We start from the raw sequence: 24,734 nt of genomic DNA on the forward strand, positions 1-24,734 counted from the left end.
CCACCATCGCCCCCGTGTGCCTAGGTCTTTCTCCTCGTACCCGCGACCCCTGGAGGGGTGATGTTCTCCCGACTCCTGGTCCGCCCCGGCGCGTTCAACCGCCGGATCGTCCGACCGGTTTCCTGGGTGATGGCCGGTGTGATGGGCGCGAGCCTGATTCAGGTCGCCACCGTCCCCGCCTCGGCCGAGCCGAAGCCGAACCGCCCGTCGACCTCCGCGACCGGCACGCCGCTGCCCGAGCGGGATGCCCGACCGGCCCGGCCGATGAAGGCCAACCCGGCGGTCGCCGCCGCCACCACCGAACCCGCGCCGGTCTCCTGGCCCACGGCGGGCGCGGTGGAGATCGCGGTACCGACACCGCAGTCGGCGGCCCGCGCGACAGCCGACGCCGTCGGGCCGGCGACCACCGCAACCGCCGGTGGCCTGCCGATCTCGGTCGCCGCCGCGTCCGCCGCACCGGCATCCGCGGCCAGATCCGGCACCGCTGACCGGGACCGGTCCGCCGCGCCCGGCAAGGTACGGGTCGAAGTGCTCGACCGGAAGGCCTCCGAGCAGGCCCGGGTCGACGGCCCGATCGTCCGGGTGACCCGGGCCGACGGCCAGTCCGCCGCCGGCAAGGTCCGGCTCGGTCTCGGTTACGAGGGGTTCGCCGGTGCGTTCGGCGGCGACTTCGGCGCCCGGTTGCGGCTGATCCGGCTTCCGGAGTGTGCGCTGACCAGCCCGGGGAAGCCGGAGTGCGGTGGCGAACCGGTGCCGACCACAAACGATGGTGAGGCGAAGACGGTCGCCGCGGAGGCGAGCACCGGCGCACTCTTCGCGATGGTCGCCGAGGACGCTTCGTCGCAGGGCGACTACGGCGCGACGAAGCTGGCCCCCTCCTCGAAGTGGTCGGTGGCCCCGTCGACCGGCGGATTCTCCTGGAGCTACCCGCTGCGGACGCCGCCGGTGCCGGGTGGCAACGCACCGCCGATCACGTTGGCCTACTCGTCGCAGTCGGTGGACGGGCGGACGGCTGCCACGAACAACCAGGGCTCCTGGATCGGGGAGGGCTTCAACTACGAACCGGGCCACATCGAACGCCGTTACAAGCCGTGCTCCGAGGACGGGCACGACCAGTACGCCGACCAGTGCTGGGCGTTCGACAACGCGACGATCATGCTCAACGGCAAGTCCACCGAGCTGGTAAAGACCGGCGAGCACACCTTCCGCTTCGCCACCGACGACGGCTCTAAGGTGCAGCGGCGCTTCGACACGGTCAACGACGACGACAACAACGAGTACTGGGTGGTCACCACCGTAGACGGCACCGAGTACCACTTCGGTCGCAACCGCCTGCCGGGCTGGACGTCGGGCAAGGAGGAGACCGCCTCCACCTGGACGATGCCGATCTACGGCGACGACGACAAGGAGCCGTGCAACAAGGCCACGTTCGCCGAGTCGTACTGTGATCAAGCGTGGCGGTGGAGCCTTGACTACGTCAAGGACCGCTCCGGCAACGTCACCTCGTACTTCTACCACCAGGAGGCCAACTACTACGCGCGCGGCAAGCGGACCGACGTCAACGGGGTCCGGTACGTGCGTGGCGGCTGGCTGAAGCGGATCGACTACGGTCAGCGCGAAAACACCATCTACACCGCCAACGCCCCGGCCCGGGTCACGTTCGACACCAAGGAGCGGTGCCTGCCGACCGGGAACATCGACTGCGACCCGGCGGACCTGACCACCGCCACGGCCTCGCACTGGCCGGACGTGCCGTTCGACCGCAACTGCAACAAGGACACCAAGTGCAAGCCCGACCAGATCACCCCGACGTTCTGGACCCGGGCCCGCCTGACCGGCATCACCACCGAGATCCGGAACGCCTCGGGTTGGACTCCGGTGGACGAGTGGAAGCTCGACCACCTGCTCACCGACAACGCTGACGGCTCCCGCACGCTGTGGCTGCACAAGATCACCCACCGGGGCCTGGTCGGCGGCTCGATCGCGATGCCGGCGGTCGAACTCGGTGGTCTGCAACTGGCGAACCGGATCGACAAGCCGGACGACGCCATTTCTCCGCTGATCCGGTTCCGCCTGGCCACCGTCTGGACCGATGCCGGTGGGCAGATCGACGTCAACTACAAGGAGCCGGACTGCACGGTGTCGAACCTCCCGACCCCGGGCAACAGCACCAGGCGGTGCTATCCGGTCAAGTGGAACCCGCTCGGTAGCGGCGACCCGATCACCGACTGGTTCCACAAATACGTGGTCGAGCAGGTCATCGAGACCGACCGGACCGGCGGCTCGCCGGACATGGTGACCAAGTACGACTACCGCGGTGACGCCGGCTGGCGGCATGCCGATCCGGACGGCATCACCGACCCCAAGGACCAGACCTGGAGCGAGTGGCGGGGCTACGGCAGGGTGATCGTCACCGCCGGGGAAGGGCATCTCCAGACCACCAAGGCCGAGCACCGCTACCTGCGCGGACTGCACGGGGACAAGGCACCAGGTGGTGGCACCCGGGACGTCAAGGTCAGCGACTCCGCCGGTGTGCAGCACACCGACCACGACCAGTTCTCCGGCCATCAACTGGAGAGCGCGACCTACGACGGCGCCAACGAGGTGAGCAAGAGCATCTCGGTGCCCTGGCGACACGAGAAGGCCAGCCAGACCATCCCGGGCGGTACGCGGAAGGCATGGTTCACCAACACGGCCGAGACGCGCAGCTTCGTGAAGGTGTCCAGCGGAGCGTGGCGCGAGACGAAAACCACAAACAAGTTCGAGACCGGATTCGGCCGGATGACCGAGACCGAACACCACGGCGACGTGGACGTGGTGGGTGACGAGTCCTGCACCCGTACCTACTACGCGGACAACGCGGACCGGCACTACTACAGCCTGGTCTCCCGGGTGGAGTCGGTGTCGGTGCGCTGCTCGGCGACCCCGAACCGGGCCACCGACGTGCTCTCCGACAACCGGACCTTCTACGACGGGGACGCCTTCGGGGTCGCGTCGAAGGCCGGCAACCCGACCCGGTCCGAGCGGTTGAAGAGCCACAACGGCACGACCGCGACGTACATCCGGGCGGCCGAGGGCACCTTCGACTCGTACGGCCGGCCGAAGACCTCGACCGACGCCCTCGGCGCGACCACGACCACCGACTACACCGAGACGCACGGGTTGACCACGAAGGTCAAGCAGACCAGCCCGCTGGAGCACGCCACCACTACCGAGTACGCGCCGGCCTGGGGTCAGCCGATCAAGCAGACCGACCCGAACCAGCTGGTCAGCAAGCTCGAGTACGACGCCTTGGGTCGGTTGTCGAAGGTGTGGATGCCGGATCGGACCGGTGCCGACGGGCTGGACCCGAGCATCCGGTACACCTACCTGGTCCGCACCGACAAGCCGGTCGCGATCAAGACCGAGCGGCGGCAGAACGACGGCTCCTACAACGTCGAGTACGCGCTGCACGACGGGCTGCTGCGGCCGAGGCAGGTGCAGACCGCGGGGCCCGACGGCACCCGGCTGGTCGCCGACACCTTCTACACCGGCACCGGCAAGCTCGCCAAGACGTACGCCACCTACCAGGTGGCCGGCGCGCCGCGCGACACCATCTACCCGGCGGTCAACGGCGAGGTGAACGGCCAGACCCACTACGTCTACGACGGCGCGGACCGGGTCAAGACGGAGATCTTCGCCGTGGCCGGCAACGAGAAGTGGCACACCACCACCAGCTACGGCGGTGACCGCATCTCGGTCGACCCCCCACAGGGTGGCACTCCCACCACGACGATCATGAACGCCCTGGGCCAGACCACCGAACTCCTCCAGTACAAGGGGGCCAGCCCGTCCGGGGCGGCGGACAGCACCAAATACACGTACACGAAGGCCGGCCACCTGGCCTCGGTCACCGACCCGGCCGGCAACGTGTGGCGGCACGAGTACGACCAACTCGGCCGCAAGGTCAAGTCGATCGACCCGGACGCCGGCACGTCGACCGTCGAGTACGACGCCCTGGACCGGGTGACCAGCACCGTCAACGGCGTTGGGGCCCGGATCAGCACCACCTACGACCAGATCGGCCGCCAGACCGCGGTCTACCGGGGCGCCGCCGAGACGGGCACGCTGCTGAGCAGCTGGACCTACGACCTGGAGCTGCTCGGCACGCTCTCCTCCACGAGCCGGTGGATCGACGGCGCCGAGTACGCCACCTACCTGGCGGCCTACGACGAGTTCTACCGGCCGCACGCCACCTACTACTCGGTGCCGGAGCACGCCGGTGCGGAACTCGCCGGCCTCTACACCTTCGGCACCGAGTACAACCGGGACGGTTCGATCCAGTCGGTGAGCATGTCCGACGGAGGCGGGCTGCCGTTCGAGACGATCGCCTACACCTATGACGGGCTGGAACGGCTCATCGGGCTGACCGGCGACGACACGTACCTCAACGACACCGACTACGCCGCCACCGGCGAGGTGCTCCAGACCGAGGCGCTGGTGGGCACCCGCAAAGTGTGGTCGACCTACGAGTACGAGCAGGGTTCCAAGCGGCTCACCCGACAGCGGCTGGACCGTGAGGCGGCCCCGGTCGTCGACATCGACGCCCGCTACACCTACGACCAGTCCGGCAACATCCTGCGGATCGAGAACAACCCGTCCGGAACCCGGGACACGCAGTGCTTCACCTACGACTACCTGCGCCGGATGGATCGGGCGTGGACGTCAGCGAGCACCGCGACCGACCCGTGCGCGGGCGGCCCGTCGGTCACCGGCGTCGGCGGGGTGGCGCCGTACCACCACGCCTACACATTCGACCTGACCGGTAACCGCAAGACCGAGACACAGTACGCCAGCAACGGCACCTCGCTGATCGAGCGCAGCTACACCTATCCGGCGGCTGGCCAGGCGCAGCCGCACACCCTGCAGCAGATGACGGAGAAGACCCCGCAGGGCGACCGGCTCTACTCGTACCAGTACGACGCGGCCGGCAACACCACGAAGCGGACGAAGACCGGCGAGGATCAGACCCTGGTCTGGGACGCCGAGGGCAACCTCGCCTCGGTCACCGACGCCACCGGCAAGAAGACCAGCTTCTTCTACGACGTGGACGGCTCGCGGATGCTCCGCAAGGAGCCGACCGCGACCACCCTCTATCTACCCGGCATGGAGATCCGGCTCGACCACCAGACCCGCAACACCGACGCCACCCGCTACTACGGGTTGCCCGGCGGGGGCACCCTGGTCCGCAAGCTGAACGGTGTCCAATACGTGGCCAGCGACCACCACGGCACCGGTCAGGCGACTGTCGACGAGAGCGGTGCGATCACCCACCGCCGGACGACTCCGTACGGCGAGAACCGCGGCACCCCACCGGGGCCGGGACAATGGCCGACGGAGAAGGGCTTCGTCAACGGGAACATCGATTCCACGACCGGTCTGGTCAACATAGGCGCACGCGAGTACGACACGATCACCGGCCGGTTCATCTCGGTCGACCCGATCATCGACGTCAACGATCCGCAGCAGATGAACGGGTACGCGTACGCAAACAACAACCCGATCTCGTTCTCGGACCCGGACGGTCTGCGGTTCTGCTCCGACGACGCGTGTGGTCCTGGCGCTGACTACGTGGACATGTACGGCAACTACCACAAGGTCGACGGCCACAACGACGGGTGTGATGGCTGCTCGGGTGCGTACGACCCGGACGTGCCGGGCAAGAACCAACACAACAACCCTCGCGCGACGCCCGCCGAGCGGGAAGCCGCGGCCAAGGCAGCGGCCGAGAAGGAGCGGCAGCGCCGGATTGCCGCGGCCAAGGCGAAGATGCTCAACGCCGCGAAGGCCCTGGCGAAGATCCTGATGGACGAGTTGGGCATCACCGATGCCCTGGACTGCTTCCTCAAGGGCGACATGGGTGGCTGTCTGGCCACCGCCGGCAACGTCGCAGCAGCCGCGATCGGTGGTGCCCTGGGCAAACTGGCCGCCAGATACGGCGCACCCTGGAAATGGAAAAAGCTCGCCGACCTCACCGACCGCGTCGGCAAACTCCTCGTCAAGCTTTTCGACGGTATCAAGACGTACTTCAAGGGGTGCCACAGCTTCGCGCCCGGCACGCTCGTCCTGATGGCAGACGGCTCGGTACGACCGATCGAGACACTGAAGCCGGGGGACAGGGTCGTCGCGACCGATCCCGAAACGGGGAAGACCACGGTCGAGGAGGTCGTAGCCACCTACATCAACCTGGACATCGAGCTGACCGACCTCACCCTGGCCACCCCGGACGGCGGGCAGGTGCTCGTCGAGACCACGGCGAACCACCCGTTCTGGAGCCTTGACCGATCGGCCTGGATCGACGCCGCCGAGTTGCGTGCCGGCGAGTCGATGATGACCAGCGACGGCTCATCGGTGACCGTGGCCAAGGTAAGGTCCTACCTCGGCCAAGAGGTCATGCACGACCTCACCGTCAACCAGATCCACACGTACTATGTGATAGCCGGCACGACGCCGGTCCTCGTGCACAACTGCAACGGCAAGGCAACCGTCAATTGGGAAGGCGGCCACGCGTCGATCGATGTCGAAGTCAACGGTAAGGTGGTGAGCACTCACAGATTGGGCGCCGAAGGTGACATCACCGAGCCGGATTACTTTGATGAAGTCGTATCGCCTCGCGCCAGGCGGTATGAAGTTGACCTGCCGAATGGCGCCAAGGCTCAGCGATACCAGCGCGATACGGTTGGCGTTGAGCAGGATCCTTACGATGTTGAGACAAATAGCTGTCTCACGTATTGTGGCGATGTTTTACGTGCTGGTGGCGTGGACGTTCCTAGTACCTCCACCGGGCTCGCAAGGTGGTTGATTCAGAATGGCCGAAGGGTTGGGTGACGTCGGAATGAGTGAAGTGGGCCCAGCCAGTCTCGTTGGCCTAGCGGCAGGCATGATTTTGTCGGCAAGAGTTGGGCTTGACCTAGTCGAAGCCGCAGGTGAGCTAATCGCCGAGGATGCTCGTTTCAATAAGTGGGTTCACGCCAGAAAGGCTGAGTCCACCGCTGTTGAACTATGGAATCTGGCGGCACTGGCCAAGGCGCAGCAGGAAGATTGCAGTGCCGCGTGGAGTGCGTACCTAGCGGCAGGCGCAGAGTCTCGGTCAACCAGATACCAGGAGTTGATCGCACTCCTCAAGTCGCAGGGTGATCAACTTCGCGCTATTCGTATCTCGGGTGTCATTGATTATCGCGATCCGGGAATCCCTCCAGAGCTTCTCGATTGGTAGTTGATGTTCCCTGTGGGAGTGATTCAGGGGAGGATTTAGGTGCGGTTCAAGGTTCGCCTGGGGTGCAGGAGTATCGTAGTGATCGCATAGGAAAGTTGATCCTATCCGCAGCGAGCCGGATCGAATTCGTCCGGCTCGCTGCGGCTTTCCCAGTGGCGCTCCGCTTGGCTCATTTTCGAGGAAGCGCGCCGTTTGGCCGGCGGCAAGGTGGCGAAGGTCGACAAGGAGAGGTCGGCGTTGTTGTTGACTATCCGGAAATAGGCGGGATCCTTGGAGATTGTCGCGCGCAGCTGGCGTCGATTATTCGCGCTTTGGTGCCCGGCGCCGATTTCCCGACGCCGGGTGCCGGAGATGCGCGCCGCCTAGTGTCAAAGCGACGGTGGTTGCGCAAACAGGAGGAAAGCCTGGTCGTCTCGTTCGGTGTTTACCGGACGGCGGATCAGGCGGGACAGTTCGCGTAGCCCGGCTGCCTCGACCTGGGCGGCGACCTGGTCGGCCGAGTAGCGATACCGCCGAAGGTCCACCTCGTGGCCGAACCGGCGGTACGCCTCGGCGAGGTCGCGGATGCCCTCGCCGGCCTGGAACGCGACGAGCAGGTGGCCGCCAGGCCGCAGCACCCGGGCGGCCTCCGCGAAGATCTGGGCCTGGCCGGCGGGCGGCGTGTGACCCGATCAGCCGCCGCTGCGGGGGCGTGAAAGCGTCTCCATGTCGATGAGCGGCCGTTCCGCCACCACCGCGCCGGTGGGGGCGTAACCGATCAGCGTGGGTGGGGCGATTCGCTCGTTCGCCACGTACCAGAAGAAGAACATCCCTTCCGCGGCCAACACCGGTCGGACGGTCCCGTCGGGTAGCCGTAGTTCGGCCCGGGCCGCGGTTCCGGCGCTCGCCCACATGGTGTGCGTACCGTGTTCGTCGGCCGAGCCGCCGAGACTGCTGAACGGTTTCGGGTCCGGGTCAGCCGGCGCGCACTGGCCACCGGCGAGCCGGAAGTTCGCCGGCGCCGGTCGGTCCAGCTCGCCGGGCGGCTCGAACAGCGGTGCGACACAGGTGGTGCCGTCCGGGCTGGTGGCGGTCCAGACCGAGAGCACCTGGCCGTCGGGGCCGGGTGCCTGAGCCACCCGCCGGGCCTGCTGGGCGTGCACCGCGCCGCCGGTCTCGCTCGCCCAGAACGACAGCGGTCGGGTGAACGACTCCGGCAGCAGCCCAGCGGCGGCGGCGACGCCCGCGCCGGAGGCCACGAATCCCGCAGCCAAGGCGGTGGTGAGCAGGATTCGCCGACCCCGCGCGTGGACGGTCGGCGGCGGTGCGCTGCCGGCGGCGGTCAACAGTCGGTCCAGTGTGGCGTCCCGGGCCGCCGCCGGCCACTGCGCCGGCACGGTACTGACCGGCCGGAGCTTCTCGAGGGTACGGACGAGATCGCGGTTGTCGGTCATGCGGTGCCTCCTGCGAACGGGACCGGGCGTGGGGTTTCGGTGTCGACGCGGGCAGCTGGGTCGGCGGCGGTGCGCAGCCGCCGCCGGGCCCGGGAGAGCCGCACGTGGAAGGTCGGCAGCGAACAACCCGCGACCCCCGCCGCCTGACGCGGGGTCAGGCCGTCCCAGGCGACCAGGAGCAGCGCCTCCCGTTCGGCGGGGGTCAGCGCGGCCAGTCGGTCCAGCACCTCCGCGCGTTCGGTGGCGAGCACGTCCGCGGCGGTGGCCGGCTCGGCGACCTGCCGGAACCGTTCCAGCTCGACCGCCACCCGGGCCTGCCGCTGGGCCGAGCGGCGCAGGTTGGCGATGGTGTTGCGGGCGACCACCAACAGCCAGGGCAACGGGTCGTCCGGTACCTTCGCCAGCCGCCGCCAGGTCACCAGGAACGTCTCCGACACCACCTCCTGCGCGGTGTCCGGGTCCACGTGCCGCAGGGCGTACGCCATCACCCGGTGTCCGTACCCGGTCCAGAGCGCCACGAGCCGCTGTTCCTGCTGTTTGGCTGCATCGTCTTGGTTCACAACAGGTAATGTCCCGACCGGCCGCAGACTTACGGCGAGGGTGGGAAAGGGTGCGTGGGCCCGGTTCGGGTCGCGCCGGGCCCACGCCGTCCGGATGTCACCCGGCGCGCAGCGCCCGGTGCAGGCGGCGGGCCTCGGTGACCAGGCGGCTCGACCCGCCGCGTGCGGCCACCTCGGTCAGGCCCGGCAGATCGATCCGTACGCCGGTGGCGGTGGTCGTCTCGGTGGCCAGCGTGAGCAGGTCCGGCAGGCCGCGCGGCGCGGTGGGCGCGGCGAGCATCGCCGGCAGCGCGGCAGCCAGCAGTCGCCACACGGTAAGCGGTGCACCGGCCTGCGCGGCGTCGCGCAGTGGTTCGACCGCCCGGGTCAGCTTGACCAGCTGCCCGGCGACCAGCGTGCCCAACTGTTCGCCGAGGCCCGCCGGGTCGAGTTGGCCGGCGGCGGCGAGGGTGAGCAGCGCGTCCAGGGCGGCCACCCGGTCGGCGGCGTGCCGGGCCGCGAGGCCGTACGCCACGGCCAGATCGAGGGCCACCCCACCCGGGCCGGTGGCCTCGGCGAGCAGCGGTAGCACCGCGGTGCCGCCGCTGACGTCCATGTCCGCGCTGGCGGCCACCGTCGGCAGCAGGTACGCCGCCACCACGCCCCGGTGCCCGGGCAACGTCGACGGCCACAGGTGCGCCCATTCGGCGTGCCCCGACCAGAGCGTCCCCGGCTCGGCGGTGACCAGCCCGTACCGGTCGTGCTGGCCGTCGGGTGGGCGCAACCCGACCAGGATCCGCTTGGGCGGCAGGTGGTAGAACGCCCAGTCGTGGCGGCCATGGCTTGGCCGCCTGGCCACCGTGCTGGTCCACATCACCGGCTGCGGCAGCCCGCCGCCGCGCAGCCAGGCGGCGAGCCGGTCGCCAGCCGAGGTGCCCAACGCCGCCGCCTTCTCCGCCACCGGTTCCTCGACGCCGGCCGGCAGGCGCAGCAACGCCTGGGTGAAATCCCAGTGCCAGGGGTCCCGATCGCCGAGCGCGGCCAGCCGCTCCACAAGCACCAACGGGTCGAGGAGGCCGTTGGCCGAGGTGGGGGTGGCCAGCAGGCCGGCCCGACCCGGATCGTTCACGTGTGCACCGATCTCGGCGAGGCGGGCGCGCAGCAGGCGGTGCGCCGGCGGTACCCGTGGGTCGGTGGCGACCAACTCCGGTGCCGTCGTGGTGGCATCGGTACGGCGTACGGCGGCCAGCAGGGCGGCCCACCGGCTGAGCCGCCGGGGATTCGGCTCGGCACCGGCGGCCTGGAACAGGTCGACCACCAACTCACGAAGGCAGAGCGGGTCGTGCCGGATCTCCGTCCAGGACCAGTGCCGGCGTTCGATGACGGGGGCGAGGACGGCGCGTACCCGGGATCCGTCGGTGGCGGTGAGCCGGACCAGCCCGTCCAGGATGCGGTCCAGCCCGGTGCCCGGCGCGGGCTGGCCGAACAGTGCGGCGACCTCTTCGGCCAACTCGTCCAGGTCGGTGATCGGCTCGGCAGCCGGCGCCGGTGGCAGGGGCGCGGGCAGGTCGTCTCCGCGCGGCTCGGCGACCGCCGGGCCGATATCGGCCCGGCGGAAACCGTGCCGGCCGGCCAGCGCCAGGGCCCGGTCCCGGACCTCGACGGCGGGATGTTCGGCGGCAACCGCGATCACCTCGGCGACCTCGGCGGCCCGGTCCGGGTGCTGGCGGGCCAGCCGGTCCAGCCAGGTCAGCTGGGCCCGGACCAGCGCCTTCTCGGGCCGGGCCAGCACCTGACCGGAGGCGTCCAGCAGCGACTCCATCGCCAGGTCGGGCAGCTCCCGCAGGGCCTTCTGCGCCATCGTGGCGACCGGAGCCGGCGCGTCGGTGAGCAGCCGCAGGTAGTCGGTGCGGCGGTCGGTGATCTCGGCGGTGGTCGGCTGGAGCAGGCCGAGCAGGGTGGTGAAGGCGCGTAGCGCGGCGGGCCGGTCACCACGAAGCAGCCGACCGATCGAGCCGTCGATAAGCGTGGCCCGGTCGACCACCCGCTCGGCGGCGAGCTGGGCCAGCGCGGTCAGCAGCGCGTGCCGCTCCCGGTCCTCCCAGCGCCGGTAAACGACCGCGAACATCATCTGCGTGCCGAGGCCGTCCACCTCGAACAGGCGCGGCAGCATCATCGGCAGGAACGGGTCGTCGCGCAGCCGGTCGGCCACCGGCACCGGCCGCCCCCGGCGATGGCGGTCGGGGAACTCGACCGCGCCCAGCCAGAGCTGCACCGACCGGTCGTCGGTGGGCGGCGCGGCCCCCTCGGCGCGCAACAGCGTGGCGACGAACTGCCAGCGGCCGGTCCAGGTCCGCTGGCCGAACCGGGCCGCCACCCGGTAGGCCAGGTCGACGAGCCAGTCCACCCCGCGCTCCTGGGCGACGCCGCGGACCAGCTCCGCCGCGCGATGGCCGTCCAGGGTCACGGAAGCACGACCGAGGATCGCCGCGGCCTGGGCGGCGGTGGGCAGGCAACCGACCACGAGCACCGCCAGGGCGGTGCCCGCGCCCTGGCCCCACCAGGTCTCCCGGTCGCGCTTCTTGAACCAGCCGGTCAGCTCCGCGCCGATCTCCCGGCGGCGCTGCTCGGGCAGGCCGGCGAGCGCCGCCGCGATCACCTCGGCGTGCCCCTTCGACACCAGGTCGAACAGGTCGCCGGTGCCGCCGGCCGCCAGTTCCCGCTGCCGGCGTGCGGTGCCCTCAACCAGATCCACGCTCATCACACCAGCTCCTCGACCTGGTCATGCAACGACATCCGGGCGGCCAGGGCATGCCGGCACGGACCCCGCTGCCCCCGGTGCTTGGCCCACCACTGGCAGGTGCAGGTGAGACGGCCATCGGCGAGTTCACGGACCCGGTACACCTGGTCGTCGCTGCGGACGGTCACCGCCGTGCCGTCGCGGTGCACCGCCCCGGCGTCGAGCAGGGCCCGCGCCCCGACCAGCCGGGGATTGTCCCGCTCGGCACGCCCGGCCTCGTAGGGCATGACCCGATGGAAGTACGCCGCCTCGGCCACGTCGTAGCCGACCCGACCGGCGGTGCCGAGCTGCGCCAACGCGCCCCGGACCCGGCCCGCGTCGAGGCCGGCCTGGGCGGCCAACCGGTCCACGTCGATGGTCGGGTCCCAGGACAGCAGCGCGGAGACCAGGTCGGCATCGTCGACGACGTCGTCACCGGCCAGCGCGGTGAGCGCCGCGCCCTCGCCGGAGAAGCCCCGGTACGGCTCGGGGGAGAGGGTGAGCGAGAGCCGCAGTGCGCCGGTGTCCAACTCCCAGACGCTCGGCACCGGGGCGGCACCGGCCGCCACCGTCGGCCCGTACACCCGCAGGGCCTTCGCGAAGCGAAGCATCGGGCGCAGCGCGACCAGCCGGCTCGGCCCGGCCAGGCAGACCGCCCCCGGCACCGGCCGGGAGGTCAGCCGCAGGGTCCGGCCGGCCGGCACCACCCAGAGCACCGAGCGGTCCTTGCCGGTCGGCAGCCGGCGCAGGAACGCCGCCGCCTCGGTGGCCGGCAACTCCGCCCGGGGCTCGAACCGGGCGGCCAGCACCTGCACCTCGGCGAAGCCCCGCAGCCAGCGCACCGGCAGCGGGACCTTCTTCTCCACCACCGCGCCATCCATTGTGGACACCGTCAGGTCGTCGGGGCCGACCGAGAGGTGCAGCGGGTCCAGGCCGCCGACCCGGCTCAGCGCCTCCCGCAGCGGGTTGTTGACGTCGACGTTTGTCGTGCCGTGCTCGACCACGTCGCCGTCCAACCCGGCCGGCAGCGCGTCGAGCCGCGCGTACACGCCGCAGCAGCCGGAGAAGGACTCGAAACGAAGGCGGTCACGGCTGCCGGTCACCACCGGGTCGAGGCTGGCCGGGCTGACCGGCCGGTGGTAGCGGGTGCGGGCCACCTCCGCCACGGCCAGCAGGCCGACCGCCGCGGCCTGCGGGGTGGTGAGGAAGCCGGTGAAGAAACGGGGGTTCGGCGCCGGCCCGCCGCTGGTCTGGAGGGCGAGCGCACCCCGGCCGAGCGTGGAGGAGGCGAGATAGCGGTACGTCTGCACTGCGTTCACGCCGCCGGACGGTAGAGCACCCCACCGACATCCGTTGGCTGGGCAGGGTCTGACCTGCGCCGGGCGGGGTCCGACCTGCGGTCAGTGGACCACGACGACGGCCGGTTCGGGTCCCATCGGGGCGAGGCGGGCCGGGCGTACCACGAGGAAGAGCACGGCCACGGCGGCGAGCAGACCACCGGCGATCACCAGGGCCATCGCCACGGCGCCGGTGCCGAGCACGCCGACCATGGGTGCGGCCACCGCACCGACGCCGAACTGCACCGCGCCGAGCAGGGCGGAGGCGGTGCCGGCCGCCTCGCCGTGCCGGCTCAGTGCCAGGGCCGGGGCGTTCGGCATCGCCAGGCCGGTGGCCGCGAGCACCAGCCACAGTGCCGCGAGCAGGGCCGGCAGCCCGCCGAGTCCGGTCGCGGCGACGCCGAGCAACACCAGGGCGGCAGCCGAGCCGATGAAGAGCGCGGCCACCAGGATCTGCTGCGGCGAGTAGTGGCGCAGCAGCCGTACGTTGCCCTGGGTGGCGGCGATCAGGCCGATCGCGCCCGCGCCGAACGCGAACCCGAACTGCTGCTCGCTGAGCCCGTACTGGCCCTGCATCACGAACGAGGAACCGGCGACGTAGGCGAAGATGGCCGCCATGGTCAGCGCCGCCACCAGCACCAACCCGACGAAGGCACGGTCGCGCAGCAGCGAGCGGTAGAGCCGGGCGGTGGGCAGCACGCCGCCGCGCTGGCGGCGCCCGGGCGGCAGCGTCTCCGGCAGACCGAGCGCGGCGATCAGCATCAGCAGTACGCCGAAGACCACAAGCGCCGCGAAGATGCCCCGCCACTGCGTCCAGCGCAGCAGTTCGCTGCCGAGCGTCGGTGCCAGGACCGGGGCGGCGCCCATCACCAGCAGCAGGCGGGAGAGGACCCGGGCGAAGGACGCGCCGCTGAACAGGTCGCGTACCACCGCCATGGCGATCACCGCGGCCGCCGCCGCGCCCAGCCCCTGGACGACCCGCAGCGCACCGAGCACCGCGATGTTCGGCGCGAGGGCGCAGCCCAGCGAGGCCACGACGTGCAGCGCGGTGCCCGCGATCAGCGGTGCCCGGCGGCCGAGCGCGTCGGAGAGCGGGCCGATCACCAACTGGCCGACGGCGAGGCCGATAAGCGTGCCGGTGAGGGTCAGCTGCACCGTCGACGAGCTGATCGCGAAGTCGTCGACGATCGCCGGCAGCGCCGGCAGGTACATGTCGATGGTCAGCGGACCCACCGCGATCAGCGAGCCGAGTACGAGGATGAGCCGCAGCCGTTGCCGGCTGGTCATCAGGTCGCCGGGCATCAGCGCGGGTGGCGGGGCCACGGGGGTGTCGACGGCGGTCATCGGGACGTCACCGCCCGACCCGGACGCAGGGCAGGCTGTGGTGCGAAGGTCATATCTGGCTCCAACCCTCAACCGGCCGGCGGATTCCCGGTCGGCGCTTTGGTAACGCAGCTCACAGCGTTGGAGCGGGGGTCGGCGTCCGTCCCGGATTCTACCTCCTTCGATGCCTGTCCGGCATTGCCGTGGCGCGGAACGGGGTGGGTCAGGCGGCCCGGATCAGGTCGGCGGCCCGCCAGGCCAGCGCCATCACCGGCGCGTTGAGGTAACCCGAGACGATTACCGGCAGCACCGAGGCGTCCACCACGCGCAGGCCGGCCACGCCCCGGACCCGCAGTTGCGGATCCACCACGAAGTCGTCGTCCGGGCCCATCGCGCAGGTACCCACCGCGTGGTAGCCGCAGTAACCGAGCGCCAACCCGGCCTCGACGATCTCGTCGTCGTCCTGGACGGCCGGGCCGGGCAGCATCTCGGCGGTGATCCGCTTGGCGATCGGGCCGGTGGCGAAGAGCTCCCGAGCCCGACGCAGGGCACCGATCGCGACCCGCCGGTCATGCGCGGCGTCGAAGTAGTTGGCCACGATCCGGGGTGCGGTGTCCGGGTCGGCGGAGGTGATGGCGAGGCTGCCCACGCTCTCCGGGCGGGTCACCGTGACCTGGGCCATCAGCCCCGACTCGGACTCCAGCTCCAGCGCGCGCCCGGGTCGGCGGGGTGCGGCCGAGAAGGGCGCGATCAGCAGCTGGGCGTCGGGGTGCTCGGCCCCCGGGGTGGACCGGAGGTACGCGCCGACGTCGTACACCGGCAGGGCCAGCGGCCCCCGGCGGGTGAACAGGTACCGCAGCATCTCCCTGGCCTGCCCGAGCGGGCTGCTCAGTCGCGGGTTGTAGCCGGCCCGGCCGGCCAGCCGGAACTGCATAGGCGTGGTCCGGTGCTCCCGCATGCCCTGGCCGACCCGGGGCCGGTCCAGCAGCACCGGGACACCGGCTCGGCGCAGCGTGTCGGCCGGGCCGATGCCGGAGACCTGCAACAGCTGTGGCGTAGCGATGGCTCCGGCGGCGAGCACCACCTCGGCGGCGGCCCGGTAGTCGACCGTTCCCGCACCCCGCCGGGTCCGTACGCCGACGACCGTGCCGTGCTCGACGAGGAGACGCAGTACGACGGTGTTGACCACCACGGTCAGATTGGGCCGGTGGCGGACCGGATGCAGGAATGCCTCGGCGGCGCTGCTGCGGCGACCGTCGCGGATGGTCGCCATCAGGTAACCGATCCGCTCGTCCTCGCCGGCGTTCAGGTCGTCCACCCGATGCCAGCCCAGCTGCTCGCCGGCGGCGATTGTCTCCTCGCAGATCTCGTCGGTGCCGGTGGCGGTGGAGAGTCGCAGCGGACCGCCCGCGCCGCGTACCTCGGAGGCGCCGAGCGGGTTGTCCTCAAGCCGCTTGAAGATGGGCAGCATGGTGTCCCAGCCCCAGCCCGGGTTGCCGAGCCGTTCCAGCTCGTCGTAGTCGAGCCGGTCGCCACGGGCGTACACCATGCCGTTGATCGAGCTTGACCCGCCGATCAGCCGGCCGCGCTGCCAGACCTCCCGCTGCCCCGGGCGTACCTCGGCCGGGTAGTGCCAGGCGGTGCGCCGGTCGTCCATCAGCCGGCTGAATCCCTTTGGTATGCGGACCCAGGGGCTGCTGTCCCACCCGCCGGCCTCGACGAGCAGGACCCGGCTGCCCGGATCCTCGGTCAGCCGGTTGGCCAGGACGCACCCGGCCGAACCCGCACCGACCACGATGTAGTCGAACTCCGTCATCCGGACCCCCTCGGTTCGCGCGCCGAGTGCTGCACAAACCGTAGTGTCCTGATCACGGAAGGGGAAGGTGTAAGTTGCGGAGAGCGTCGCCGGCCCCACCGTGGGTGGTGGAGCCGGCGACCGGTGACTCTCTGTTGTGGACCGTTCCGGTCAGGCCGCGTCGGCGACGTTGCCGGCCGGCACGGCGCGCCGCTCGGCGGGGTAGCGGATGTTCTCCACCATCTCGGAGATCTCCGTCGGCGGCGGAGCGGTCATCTTCGACACCACGATCGTGACGACGAAGTTGACGATGGCGCCGATCGTGCCGATGCCCTCCGGGCTGATGTCGAGGATGTGCGGGTTGGCCTCGGTGCCGAACACCTGCAATGTGTAGATCATGTAGCTGGCGGTGAAGAGCATGCCGGTGATCATGCCGGCCGCCGCCCCCGTCGCGTTGCATCTCTTCCAGAAGATGCCGAGCACGATGACCGGGAAGAAGCTCGCCGCCGCCAGGCCGAAGGCGAAGGCGACCACCTGGGCCACGAACGCGGGCGGGTTGATGCCGGCGTAGATCGAGACCAGCACCGCCAGACCCATCGCGATCCGGCCGGCGAGCAGCCGCTGCGCGTCGGTCGAGTCCCGCTTGATTCGGCGGAAGTACAGGTCGTGCGAGAAGGACGACGAGATGACCAGGAGCAGACCGGCCGCGGTGGACATCGCGGCGGCCATGCCACCGGCGGCCACCAGGCCCACGATCGGCGCCGGCAGGCCGGCGATTTCGGGGCTGGCCAGCACCAGGATGTCGTTGTTGACGACCAGGTCCGCGCCGGAGGTCGGGCTGTTGCTGACCGAGTTGATTGTCGTCACCCCGTCGCCCACGGTGACCAGACCGGTCGCTGCCCAGTTGTTGACCCAGGCGGGCAGCGCGTCGGCCGAGACGCCGTTGACGCCCTGGAGCAGGTTCAGCTTGGTGAACGCGCCGACCGCCGGGGCGGTGGTGTAGAGCAGGGCGATGAAGAACAGCGCCCAGAACGCCGAGTAGCGGGCGCCGCGCACGCTCTTCGTGGTGTAGAACCGGACGATCACGTGCGGCAGACCGGCGGTGCCGATCATCAGCGACATGGTGACCAGGAAGACGTCGATCTGCGGCCGGGCCGCGAACGCCTCGGTGTACTGGTTCAGCCCCATCTGGACGCTTATCGCGTTGAGTTCGTCGAGGATCTGCCCGAACGACACCTGCGGGATCGGGATGCCGGTCATCTGCTGGGCCACCGCCACCGCGGGGATCAGGTAGGCGACGATCAGCACCGTGTACTGGGCCACCTGGGTCCAGGTGATGCCCTTCATGCCGCCGAGCACCGCGTACAGGCCGATGATCACCGCGGCGACGATGACGCCGCCGGTGACGTCCAGGCCCAGGAAGCGGCTGAAGACGATGCCGCCACCGCGCATCTGCCCGACCACGTAGGTGAAGGAGATGACGATCGCGGCGACGGCGGCGACCGTCCGCACGGTTTCCGAGTACCGGTCACCGACGAATTCGGGGACCGTGAACTTGCCCCACTTGCGCAGGTACGGCGCGATCAGCAGGGCCAACAGCACGTAGCCGCCGGTCCAGCCCATCAGGTAGATGGAGCCGTCCGAGCCGAGGAAGGCGATCAGGCCGGCCATCGAGATGAACGAGGCCGCGGACATCCAGTCGGCGGCGACGGCGGCACCGTTGGCGACGGTTGGGATGCCCTGGCCGGCGACGTAGAAGCCGGCGGTCTCCTTCACCCGGCTGCGCCAGGCGATGTAGAGGTAGACGGCGAAGGAGGCGCCGATGAAGATGAGGGTCCAGGTCTGGATCTGGCTCACTTGGCCGCCCCCTCGGTCTCCTGCTCACCGACACCGAACTGGCTGTCCAGGCGGTCCATCATCTTCGCGTAGACCAGGATCAGGATCACGAAGACGTAGATCGATCCCTGTTGGGCGAACCAGAAACCGAGCGGGAAGCCGGCGATGACGATTTCGTTCAACGGCTCGACCAGCAGAATTCCGAAGCCGAACGAGACGATGAACCAGATGGCCAGCAGGATCACCATGAGCCGCAGGTTCCGGCTCCAGTACTCCTTGCGCCAGTCGTTGTCCGGCGGCGAGGCCGGCGGTGGTGACGATGGTGGCGGTTCCCCGCCCCGGGTTTCCTTATCGGGGGTGACTTCGGTCATGGTTGGAGCCTCCCGGCGGGTTGTGCGGTCGATCACACCGTGGTGTTGGGACAGGGAACGTGAACCGCCCTGGTCGGGCAAGGGTTGATCTGCGGAGCGGAGCCATCGGTCGGTGAACGGTCCGAGCCGGTCCATGAACGGTCGACCGGTGCACGTGAGCGGCACTCGCATCCGGTTTGGGTCGGTTGCGGCGCTGCCGGTGACCCGTTCACCGACGCGGGGCGACCGTTCACCGATCGTCGGCCCGGTCGCAGGCCGCGTCCGCCTAGCATCCGGACATGGCTGACAGCGCATCCACCGCCGCCCCCGTCCGTCGGCGCATCCTGCACGCCGGCAGTCTCGGCATGATCGTCGGCGGCCTGCTCGCGCTTGTCGGCTCCCTGCTGCCCTGGGTCATCACGCCGTTCGGCTCGCTCAACGGGATGGCCGGCCCCGGCCTGTGGACGCTGAGCGTGGCGTTCCTCGCCATCGCCGGTGCCCTGCTGCCGTACCGCAGGTTGGCCATCGCGCACAGCCTGATCCCCGGGGTGACCGTGGCCCTCGTCGTCGGCTGGCAGACCGCCCGTCTGATCAGCCTCAGCGCCAGCACGGACAGTTGGGGGCAGTTGATGCCCGGCATCGGCATGGTCATGGTCGCCGGCGGCGCCGTGGTGCTGATCCGCACCGGCCTGCGCCTGCTCTCGCTCCGCTGACTGCCGCTCTCGCTCCGCTGACTGCCTCCGGGCTCCGCTGACTGCCGCTCCTTGCTCCGCTGCCTCCCGTGCTGGCTTCGCTGCCTCCCGCTTTGGCTTCGCCGGCTCCCGCTTCTCCTGCCCGCCGACACCTGCGCGCGCTTCGCTGAGTCCTGCCCACCGCCTGCCCGAGCGGGCAGCCCGGGTCGAGATCGGGCACGATGCTGCGGCAAACGGGCAGGCGGAATCCGTGATATGCGGCTTATGTCCGTTCTCTGCTGCCCGATCCGGGCCGACAAGCGGGCAACGAAACCACCGGATTGACCGGCATGTGACTGCGGTCACCCGTTGTTCCCGGTGTTACAAAAAGACGCAAGAGCCGACGGGAGGTGCACAGTGGACGCGAACCAACGCCGACACCACATCCTCACGCTGGCCCGTCGGCAGGGCGATGTCGACGTGCGCAAAATCGCCGTCGACCTCGGGGTCGCGCCGGAGACGATCCGGCGCGACCTGGCCCTACTGGCCCAGCAGGGGCTGGTCCGCCGTACCCACGGCGGCGCGTACCCGGTGGAGACCGCCCGCTTCGAGACGAACCTGGAAACCCGGGCCACCCGGATGGTCGTGGAGAAGCGGCGGATCGCCGCCGCCGCCGTCGAACACCTCGGCGACGCCGAGTCGGTCTTCATCGACGAGGGATACACCCCGCAACTGATCGCCGAGGCGCTGCCCACCCACCGGCCACTGACCATGGTGACCGCCTCGCTGCACACCGCGGCGGCGCTGGCCGCGTACCCGAGCGTCACCGTGCTGTTGCTCGGCGGCCGGGTGCGCGGGCGCACGCTGGCCACGGTCGACCACTGGGCCACCGGCATGCTCGCCGGCTTCGTCATCGACCTGGCCTACATCGGGGCGAACGGCATCTCCCGCGAGCACGGGCTGACCACGCCCGATCCCGCCGTGGCCGCGGTAAAGGCCAAGGTGCTGGCGGTGTCGCGGCGGGTGGTCTTCGCCGGTGTGCACAGCAAGTTCGGCAGTCACAACTTCTGCCGCTTCGCCGACGTCGCGGACCTGGACACCATCATCACGGACACCGCGCTGCCGGCGTCCGAAGCGCACCGCTACTCGCTGCTCGGCCCGGTGGTGCTGCGCGTCTGAGCGCCGCCGGTCGACCTTCCTTCACCCACCACGACACCACCACCGGAGGTTCGCTGTGCCCAAAACACGATCTCCGCGCCGATGGCGCGGCACGCTCGCCGCCGCCCTGGCGGTCGGCCTGACCGCCACCGCCTGCTCCGGAGCCGGCGGTGGCTCCTCCGGCGACGGTACCGCCATCACCGTCCTGATGGTCGGCAACCCGCAGATGGAGGACCTGGCCCGGATCACCGCCGACAACTTCACAAAGGACACCGGGATCACCGTACGGTTCACCATCCTGCCCGAGAACGAGCTGCGGGACCGGGTCACCCAGGACGTCGCCACCCAGGGCGGCCAGTACGACGTGGCCACCATCGGCGCGTACGAGGCACCCATCTGGGCGCAGAACGACTGGCTGCACGAACTCAGCTCGTACGCCGACGCCGACAGCGGCTACGACAAGGGTGACCTGCTCGAACCGATGGTCGCCTCGCTCTCCGGCGAGGACGGCAAGCTCTACGCGGCGCCGTTCTACGGCGAATCCTCGTTCCTGATGTACAACAAGGAACTCTTCGACGCCGCCGGCCTGACCATGCCGGAACGGCCGACCTGGCAGCAGGTGGCCCAGTTCGCCGCCCGCCTGGACGACAAGGACGCCGGGGTCGCCGGCATCTGCCTGCGCGGCCTGCCCGGCTGGGGCGAACTGTTCGCACCGCTGACCACGGTGGTCAACACCTTCGGTGGCACCTGGTTCGAACAGGACTGGACGCCGAAGGTCAACGCGCCCGAGTTCACCGAGGCCACCAAGTTCTACGTCGACCTGCTGCGCTCCCATGGCCAGCCCGGCGCGCCGCAGTCCGGCTTCACCGAGTGCCTCAACACGTTCGGCCAGGGCAAGGCCGCCATGTGGTACGACGCCACCTCCGCCGCAGGCACGCTGGAGGACCCCAACTCCAGCACGGTGGCCGGCAAGGTCGGCTACGCGTACGCGCCGGTCAACAAGACCGATTCGGCGGGCTGGCTCTGGGTCTGGGCCCTGGCCATGCCGAAGACCACCAAGAACGCCGACGCCGCCTGGCAGTTCATCTCCTGGGCCACCGGCAAGGAGTACGAGAAGCTGGTCGGCTCCTCGCTCGGCTGGTCCCGGGTGCCGGCCGGCAAACGCCAGTCCACCTACGAGATCCCGGAGTACCGGGAGTCCGCCGCCGCCTTCGCCGACATCACCCTGCGCTCCATCCAGGAGGCCGACCCGGTCAACCCGGGCGTGCAGCCACGACCCGCGCTCGGCGTGCAGTTCGTCGGCATCCCCGAGTTCGCCGACCTCGGCACCAAGGTCTCCCAGGAAGTGTCAGCCGCGATCGCCGGCCAGGTCAGCGTCGACAAGGCGCTCACCGACGGCCAACGGCTGGCCGAGGAAGCCGCCGCCAAACACCGGTAGTCGCACGCCGGGGCCGGCTCGTCCGGCCGGTCCCGGCCCTGCCCCGAGGTGGATCGATGACCACGACCATCACCACCGGTGCGGACGCGACACCGCGCCGCACCGTACGTCCCACCCGGCCGGACCGCAGGCAGCGCTGGTCCCGCCGCGCCCCGCTGCTGCCCGCCCTGGTCTTCGCAATCGTGGTGACCCAGCTGCCGTTCCTGTTCACCCTCTACCTCTCCACCCAGAGCTGGAACGCGTTGCGGCCCGGCAGCCGCGAGTTCATCGGCCTGGCCAACTACGCGACCGTGCTCAGCGACGACCGGCTGCGCGCCGCCCTGGTCAACACGGTGCTGCTCACCGCCTCGTCGGTGCTGGTCTCCGTGCTGCTCGGCCTCGGCCTGGCCATCCTGCTCGACCGCAGGTTCCCCGGCCGGGGGATCGTGCGGACCCTGCTGATCACCCCGTTCCTGGTGATGCCGATGGCGGCGGCACTGCTCTGGAAGCACGCCATCTACAACCCGTCGTACGGCCTGATCAACGGCATCCTCGGCGGCAGCACCGACTGGGTGTCGCAGTATCCGATGGTCTCCGTGGTGGCCGCGCTGGTCTGGCAGTGGACCCCGTTCATGATGCTGATCATCCTGGCCGGGTTGCAGAGCCAGTCCCTGGAAACCTTGGAGGCCGCCCGGGTCGACGGCGCCGGCCCCTGGCAGACCTTCACCCGGGTCACCCTGCCCCACCTGCGGCCCTACCTGGAGCTGGGCGCCCTGCTCGGCTCGATCTACCTGGTGCAGACCTTCGACGCGGTCTTCACCATCACCCAGGGCGGCCCGGGCCGGGCCACCACCAACCTGCCGTACGAGATCTACCTGACCACCTTCCGCAAGTTCGAGTACGGCGAGGCCGCCGCAGCGGGCGTGGTCGTGGTGATCGGCACCATCATCGTCGCCACCTTCGCGCTGCGGCTGATCTCCAGCCTGTTCCGGATGGAGGATGCGCGATGACCCGTACCTCGAACCCGGCCCGGCGCAGCGCGGGCCCGACCGGGGCCGCCTGGACCGTGCTGGCCTGGCTCGCCGGCCTGCTCTTCTTCCTGCCGGTGCTCTGGATGGTGCTCACCGGTTTCAAGCGTGAGGTCGACGCCGCAAGCAACCCGCCGTCCTGGTTCTTCACGCCCGTGCTGGACGGCTACCGGCAGGTCTTCGAGCGGGACCTGATGCCGTACCTGCTCAACTCGCTGATGGCCAGCGTCGTCTCCACCCTGCTGGTGCTCGTGCTGGCCACCCCGGCGGCGTACGCGTTGTCCATCCGGCCGGTGGCCCGCTGGCGCGACGTGCTGTTCTTCTTCATCAGCACCAAGATGCTGCCGGTGGTCGCCGCCCTGCTGCCGATCTACCTGCTGGTGCAGAACCTCGGCATGCTTGACAACGTCTGGACCCTGATCGTGCTCTACACGGCGATGAACCTGCCGATCGCGGTCTGGATGATGCGCTCGTTCCTGCTGGAGGTGCCGACCGCGCTGATCGAGGCGGCGGCGATGGACGGCGCCAACCTGCTGGTCACCATCCGGCGGATCCTGCTGCCGATCGTCGCGCCCGGCCTGGCCGCCACCGCGTTGATCTGCTTCATCTTCAGCTGGAACGAGTTCTTCCTCGCGGTCAACCTGACGGCCACCCGGGCCGGTACCTCGCCGATCTTCCTGGTCGGCTTCGTCACCTCCGAAGGGCTCTTCCTGGCCCGGCTCTGCGCGGCGGCGACCATCGTGTCGTTGCCGGTCGTGCTGGCCGGCTGGATCGCCCAGAAACAACTCGTCCGAGGACTCTCCATGGGGGCGGTCAAGTGAAAGCAGCAGTCATCGTCACGCCGGGTCAGATCAACGTGGAGTCCGTGCCGGACCCGACGCCCGGACCCCGCGACGTGGTCGTCGAGGTGGCCGGCTGCGGCATCTGCGGCACCGATCTGCACATCATGGACGGCGAGTTCGCGCCCGCGTACCCGATCGTGCCGGGCCACGAGTTCGCCGGCACGGTGGTCGCGGTCGGGCGGGACGTCACCGAACTGCGCATCGGTGACCCGGTCGCCGTCGACCCGTCGCTGCACTGCGGCGAGTGCTACCAGTGCCGGCGCGCCCGGGGCAACCTCTGCGAACGGTGGAACGCCATCGGCGTCACCGTCCCGGGCGGCGCCGCCGAGTACGCCCTCGCCCCGGTCCGCAACTGCGTCGCCCTGCCCGAGGGGGTCGCGCCGGCCGACGCCGCGCTGATCGAGCCGCTCTCCTGCGCCGTACGCGGTTTCGACGTACTGCCCCGGCGGCTGGCCGACCACTACCTCATCTACGGCGCCGGCACCATGGGCCTGATGATGCTGGAGCTGGCCAAACGCTGCGGCGCGGCGACCGTGAGCGTGATCGACCCGAACCCGGACCGGCTCGCCACCGCGGTCCGACTCGGCTGTTCGGCGAGCGCGGCGAACGCCGACGAGTTGGACCGCCCGCGCGGCTGGGATGTCGTGATCGACTGCACCGGCGTGCAGGCCGCCATCTCCGACGGCCTGCGCCGGGTCGCCCCCGCCGGCACCTTTCTCCAGTTCGGCGTCAGCGAGTACGCCACCCGGGTACCTGTGGCGCCGTACCGCATCTACAACCAGGAGATCACCGTCACCGGTTCGATGGCCGTCCTGCACAGCTTCGACCGGGCCGCCGAACTCTTCGCCGCCGGCGTCCTCGACCCCGCCATCTTCATAAGCGACCGCTTCCCCCTGGCCTCCTACGCCGACGCCATGTCGCAGTTCCGCGCCGGCATCGGCCGCAAGCTCCTGATCACCTAAGGAAGGGCA

Annotated in this window: 17 protein-coding genes; 8 read left to right on the forward strand and 9 right to left on the reverse strand. The window is 70.1% G+C overall.

What is annotated here, in order from left to right; translation table 11 throughout:
- Window positions 1-60 precede the first annotated feature (60 nt).
- On the forward strand, window positions 61-6,867 hold the full coding sequence (locus tag AC507J_RS20670; RefSeq protein ID WP_496290815.1) for a polymorphic toxin-type HINT domain-containing protein: 6,807 nt from the start codon (window positions 61-63) through the stop codon (window positions 6,865-6,867).
- The gene (locus tag AC507J_RS20675) at window positions 6,848-7,255 is read left to right on the forward strand and encodes a hypothetical protein (protein WP_496290816.1); all 408 of its coding nucleotides are present in this window, start codon (window positions 6,848-6,850) and stop codon (window positions 7,253-7,255) included. The genes AC507J_RS20670 and AC507J_RS20675 overlap by 20 nt, the downstream gene beginning before the upstream one ends.
- A gap of 368 nt (window positions 7,256-7,623) precedes the next feature.
- On the opposite strand, the gene AC507J_RS20680 is transcribed toward AC507J_RS20675, so the two are convergent.
- The 9 genes from AC507J_RS20680 to AC507J_RS20720 all read right to left on the reverse strand — a co-directional run bounded on the left by AC507J_RS20680 (window position 7,624) and on the right by AC507J_RS20720 (window position 18,668).
- Window positions 7,624-7,872 (reverse strand): hypothetical protein, encoded by a 249-nt coding sequence (locus AC507J_RS20680; RefSeq protein ID WP_496290817.1) that lies wholly within the window; start codon window positions 7,870-7,872, stop codon window positions 7,624-7,626.
- 54 nt (window positions 7,873-7,926) lie between these two features.
- Window positions 7,927-8,688, reverse strand: a complete 762-nt coding sequence (locus AC507J_RS20685; RefSeq protein ID WP_496290818.1) for a hypothetical protein — start codon at window positions 8,686-8,688, stop codon at window positions 7,927-7,929.
- The gene (locus tag AC507J_RS20690; RefSeq protein WP_496290819.1) at window positions 8,685-9,248 is read right to left on the reverse strand and encodes an RNA polymerase sigma factor; all 564 of its coding nucleotides are present in this window, start codon (window positions 9,246-9,248) and stop codon (window positions 8,685-8,687) included. Before AC507J_RS20690 ends, AC507J_RS20685 begins: the two co-directional genes overlap by 4 nt.
- Window positions 9,249-9,345: 97 nt before the next feature.
- Complete coding sequence (locus AC507J_RS20695) at window positions 9,346-11,988, reverse strand: hypothetical protein (RefSeq protein ID WP_496290820.1); 2,643 nt, start codon at window positions 11,986-11,988, stop codon at window positions 9,346-9,348.
- Window positions 11,988-13,325: an SWIM zinc finger family protein gene (locus tag AC507J_RS20700; RefSeq protein WP_496290821.1), complete on the reverse strand. Its 1,338-nt coding sequence runs from the start codon at window positions 13,323-13,325 to the stop codon at window positions 11,988-11,990. The genes AC507J_RS20695 and AC507J_RS20700 overlap by 1 nt, the downstream gene beginning before the upstream one ends.
- Window positions 13,326-13,406: 81 nt before the next feature.
- Window positions 13,407-14,687, reverse strand: coding sequence for a multidrug effflux MFS transporter (locus AC507J_RS20705; protein WP_496290822.1), 1,281 nt, complete (start codon window positions 14,685-14,687; stop codon window positions 13,407-13,409).
- A gap of 202 nt (window positions 14,688-14,889) precedes the next feature.
- Window positions 14,890-16,482, reverse strand: a complete 1,593-nt coding sequence (locus AC507J_RS20710; protein WP_496290823.1) for a GMC family oxidoreductase — start codon at window positions 16,480-16,482, stop codon at window positions 14,890-14,892.
- Between the two features lie 150 nt (window positions 16,483-16,632).
- The gene (locus AC507J_RS20715) at window positions 16,633-18,318 is read right to left on the reverse strand and encodes a sodium:solute symporter family protein (RefSeq protein WP_496290824.1); all 1,686 of its coding nucleotides are present in this window, start codon (window positions 18,316-18,318) and stop codon (window positions 16,633-16,635) included.
- Window positions 18,315-18,668: a DUF4212 domain-containing protein gene (locus tag AC507J_RS20720; RefSeq protein ID WP_496290825.1), complete on the reverse strand. Its 354-nt coding sequence runs from the start codon at window positions 18,666-18,668 to the stop codon at window positions 18,315-18,317. Before AC507J_RS20720 ends, AC507J_RS20715 begins: the two co-directional genes overlap by 4 nt.
- A 278-nt stretch (window positions 18,669-18,946) precedes the next feature.
- Between AC507J_RS20720 and AC507J_RS20725 the strand changes: the two genes are divergently transcribed.
- From AC507J_RS20725 to AC507J_RS20750, 6 genes are all read left to right on the forward strand, one after another.
- Complete coding sequence (locus AC507J_RS20725; protein WP_496290826.1) at window positions 18,947-19,360, forward strand: hypothetical protein; 414 nt, start codon at window positions 18,947-18,949, stop codon at window positions 19,358-19,360.
- A 375-nt stretch (window positions 19,361-19,735) separates the two neighbouring features.
- Window positions 19,736-20,497, forward strand: coding sequence for a DeoR/GlpR family DNA-binding transcription regulator (locus AC507J_RS20730; RefSeq protein ID WP_496290827.1), 762 nt, complete (start codon window positions 19,736-19,738; stop codon window positions 20,495-20,497).
- Window positions 20,498-20,552: 55 nt separating this feature from the next.
- On the forward strand, window positions 20,553-21,914 hold the full coding sequence (locus tag AC507J_RS20735; protein ID WP_496290828.1) for an ABC transporter substrate-binding protein: 1,362 nt from the start codon (window positions 20,553-20,555) through the stop codon (window positions 21,912-21,914).
- A gap of 56 nt (window positions 21,915-21,970) precedes the next feature.
- The gene (locus AC507J_RS20740) at window positions 21,971-22,903 is read left to right on the forward strand and encodes a carbohydrate ABC transporter permease (protein ID WP_496290829.1); all 933 of its coding nucleotides are present in this window, start codon (window positions 21,971-21,973) and stop codon (window positions 22,901-22,903) included.
- Window positions 22,900-23,742 (forward strand): carbohydrate ABC transporter permease, encoded by an 843-nt coding sequence (locus tag AC507J_RS20745; RefSeq protein ID WP_496290830.1) that lies wholly within the window; start codon window positions 22,900-22,902, stop codon window positions 23,740-23,742. Before AC507J_RS20740 ends, AC507J_RS20745 begins: the two co-directional genes overlap by 4 nt.
- Window positions 23,739-24,725, forward strand: coding sequence for a zinc-dependent alcohol dehydrogenase family protein (locus AC507J_RS20750; protein ID WP_496290831.1), 987 nt, complete (start codon window positions 23,739-23,741; stop codon window positions 24,723-24,725). Before AC507J_RS20745 ends, AC507J_RS20750 begins: the two co-directional genes overlap by 4 nt.
- Window positions 24,726-24,734: the final 9 nt, after the last annotated feature.

This window comes from Micromonospora sp. PRAS1 (assembly GCF_059553435.1).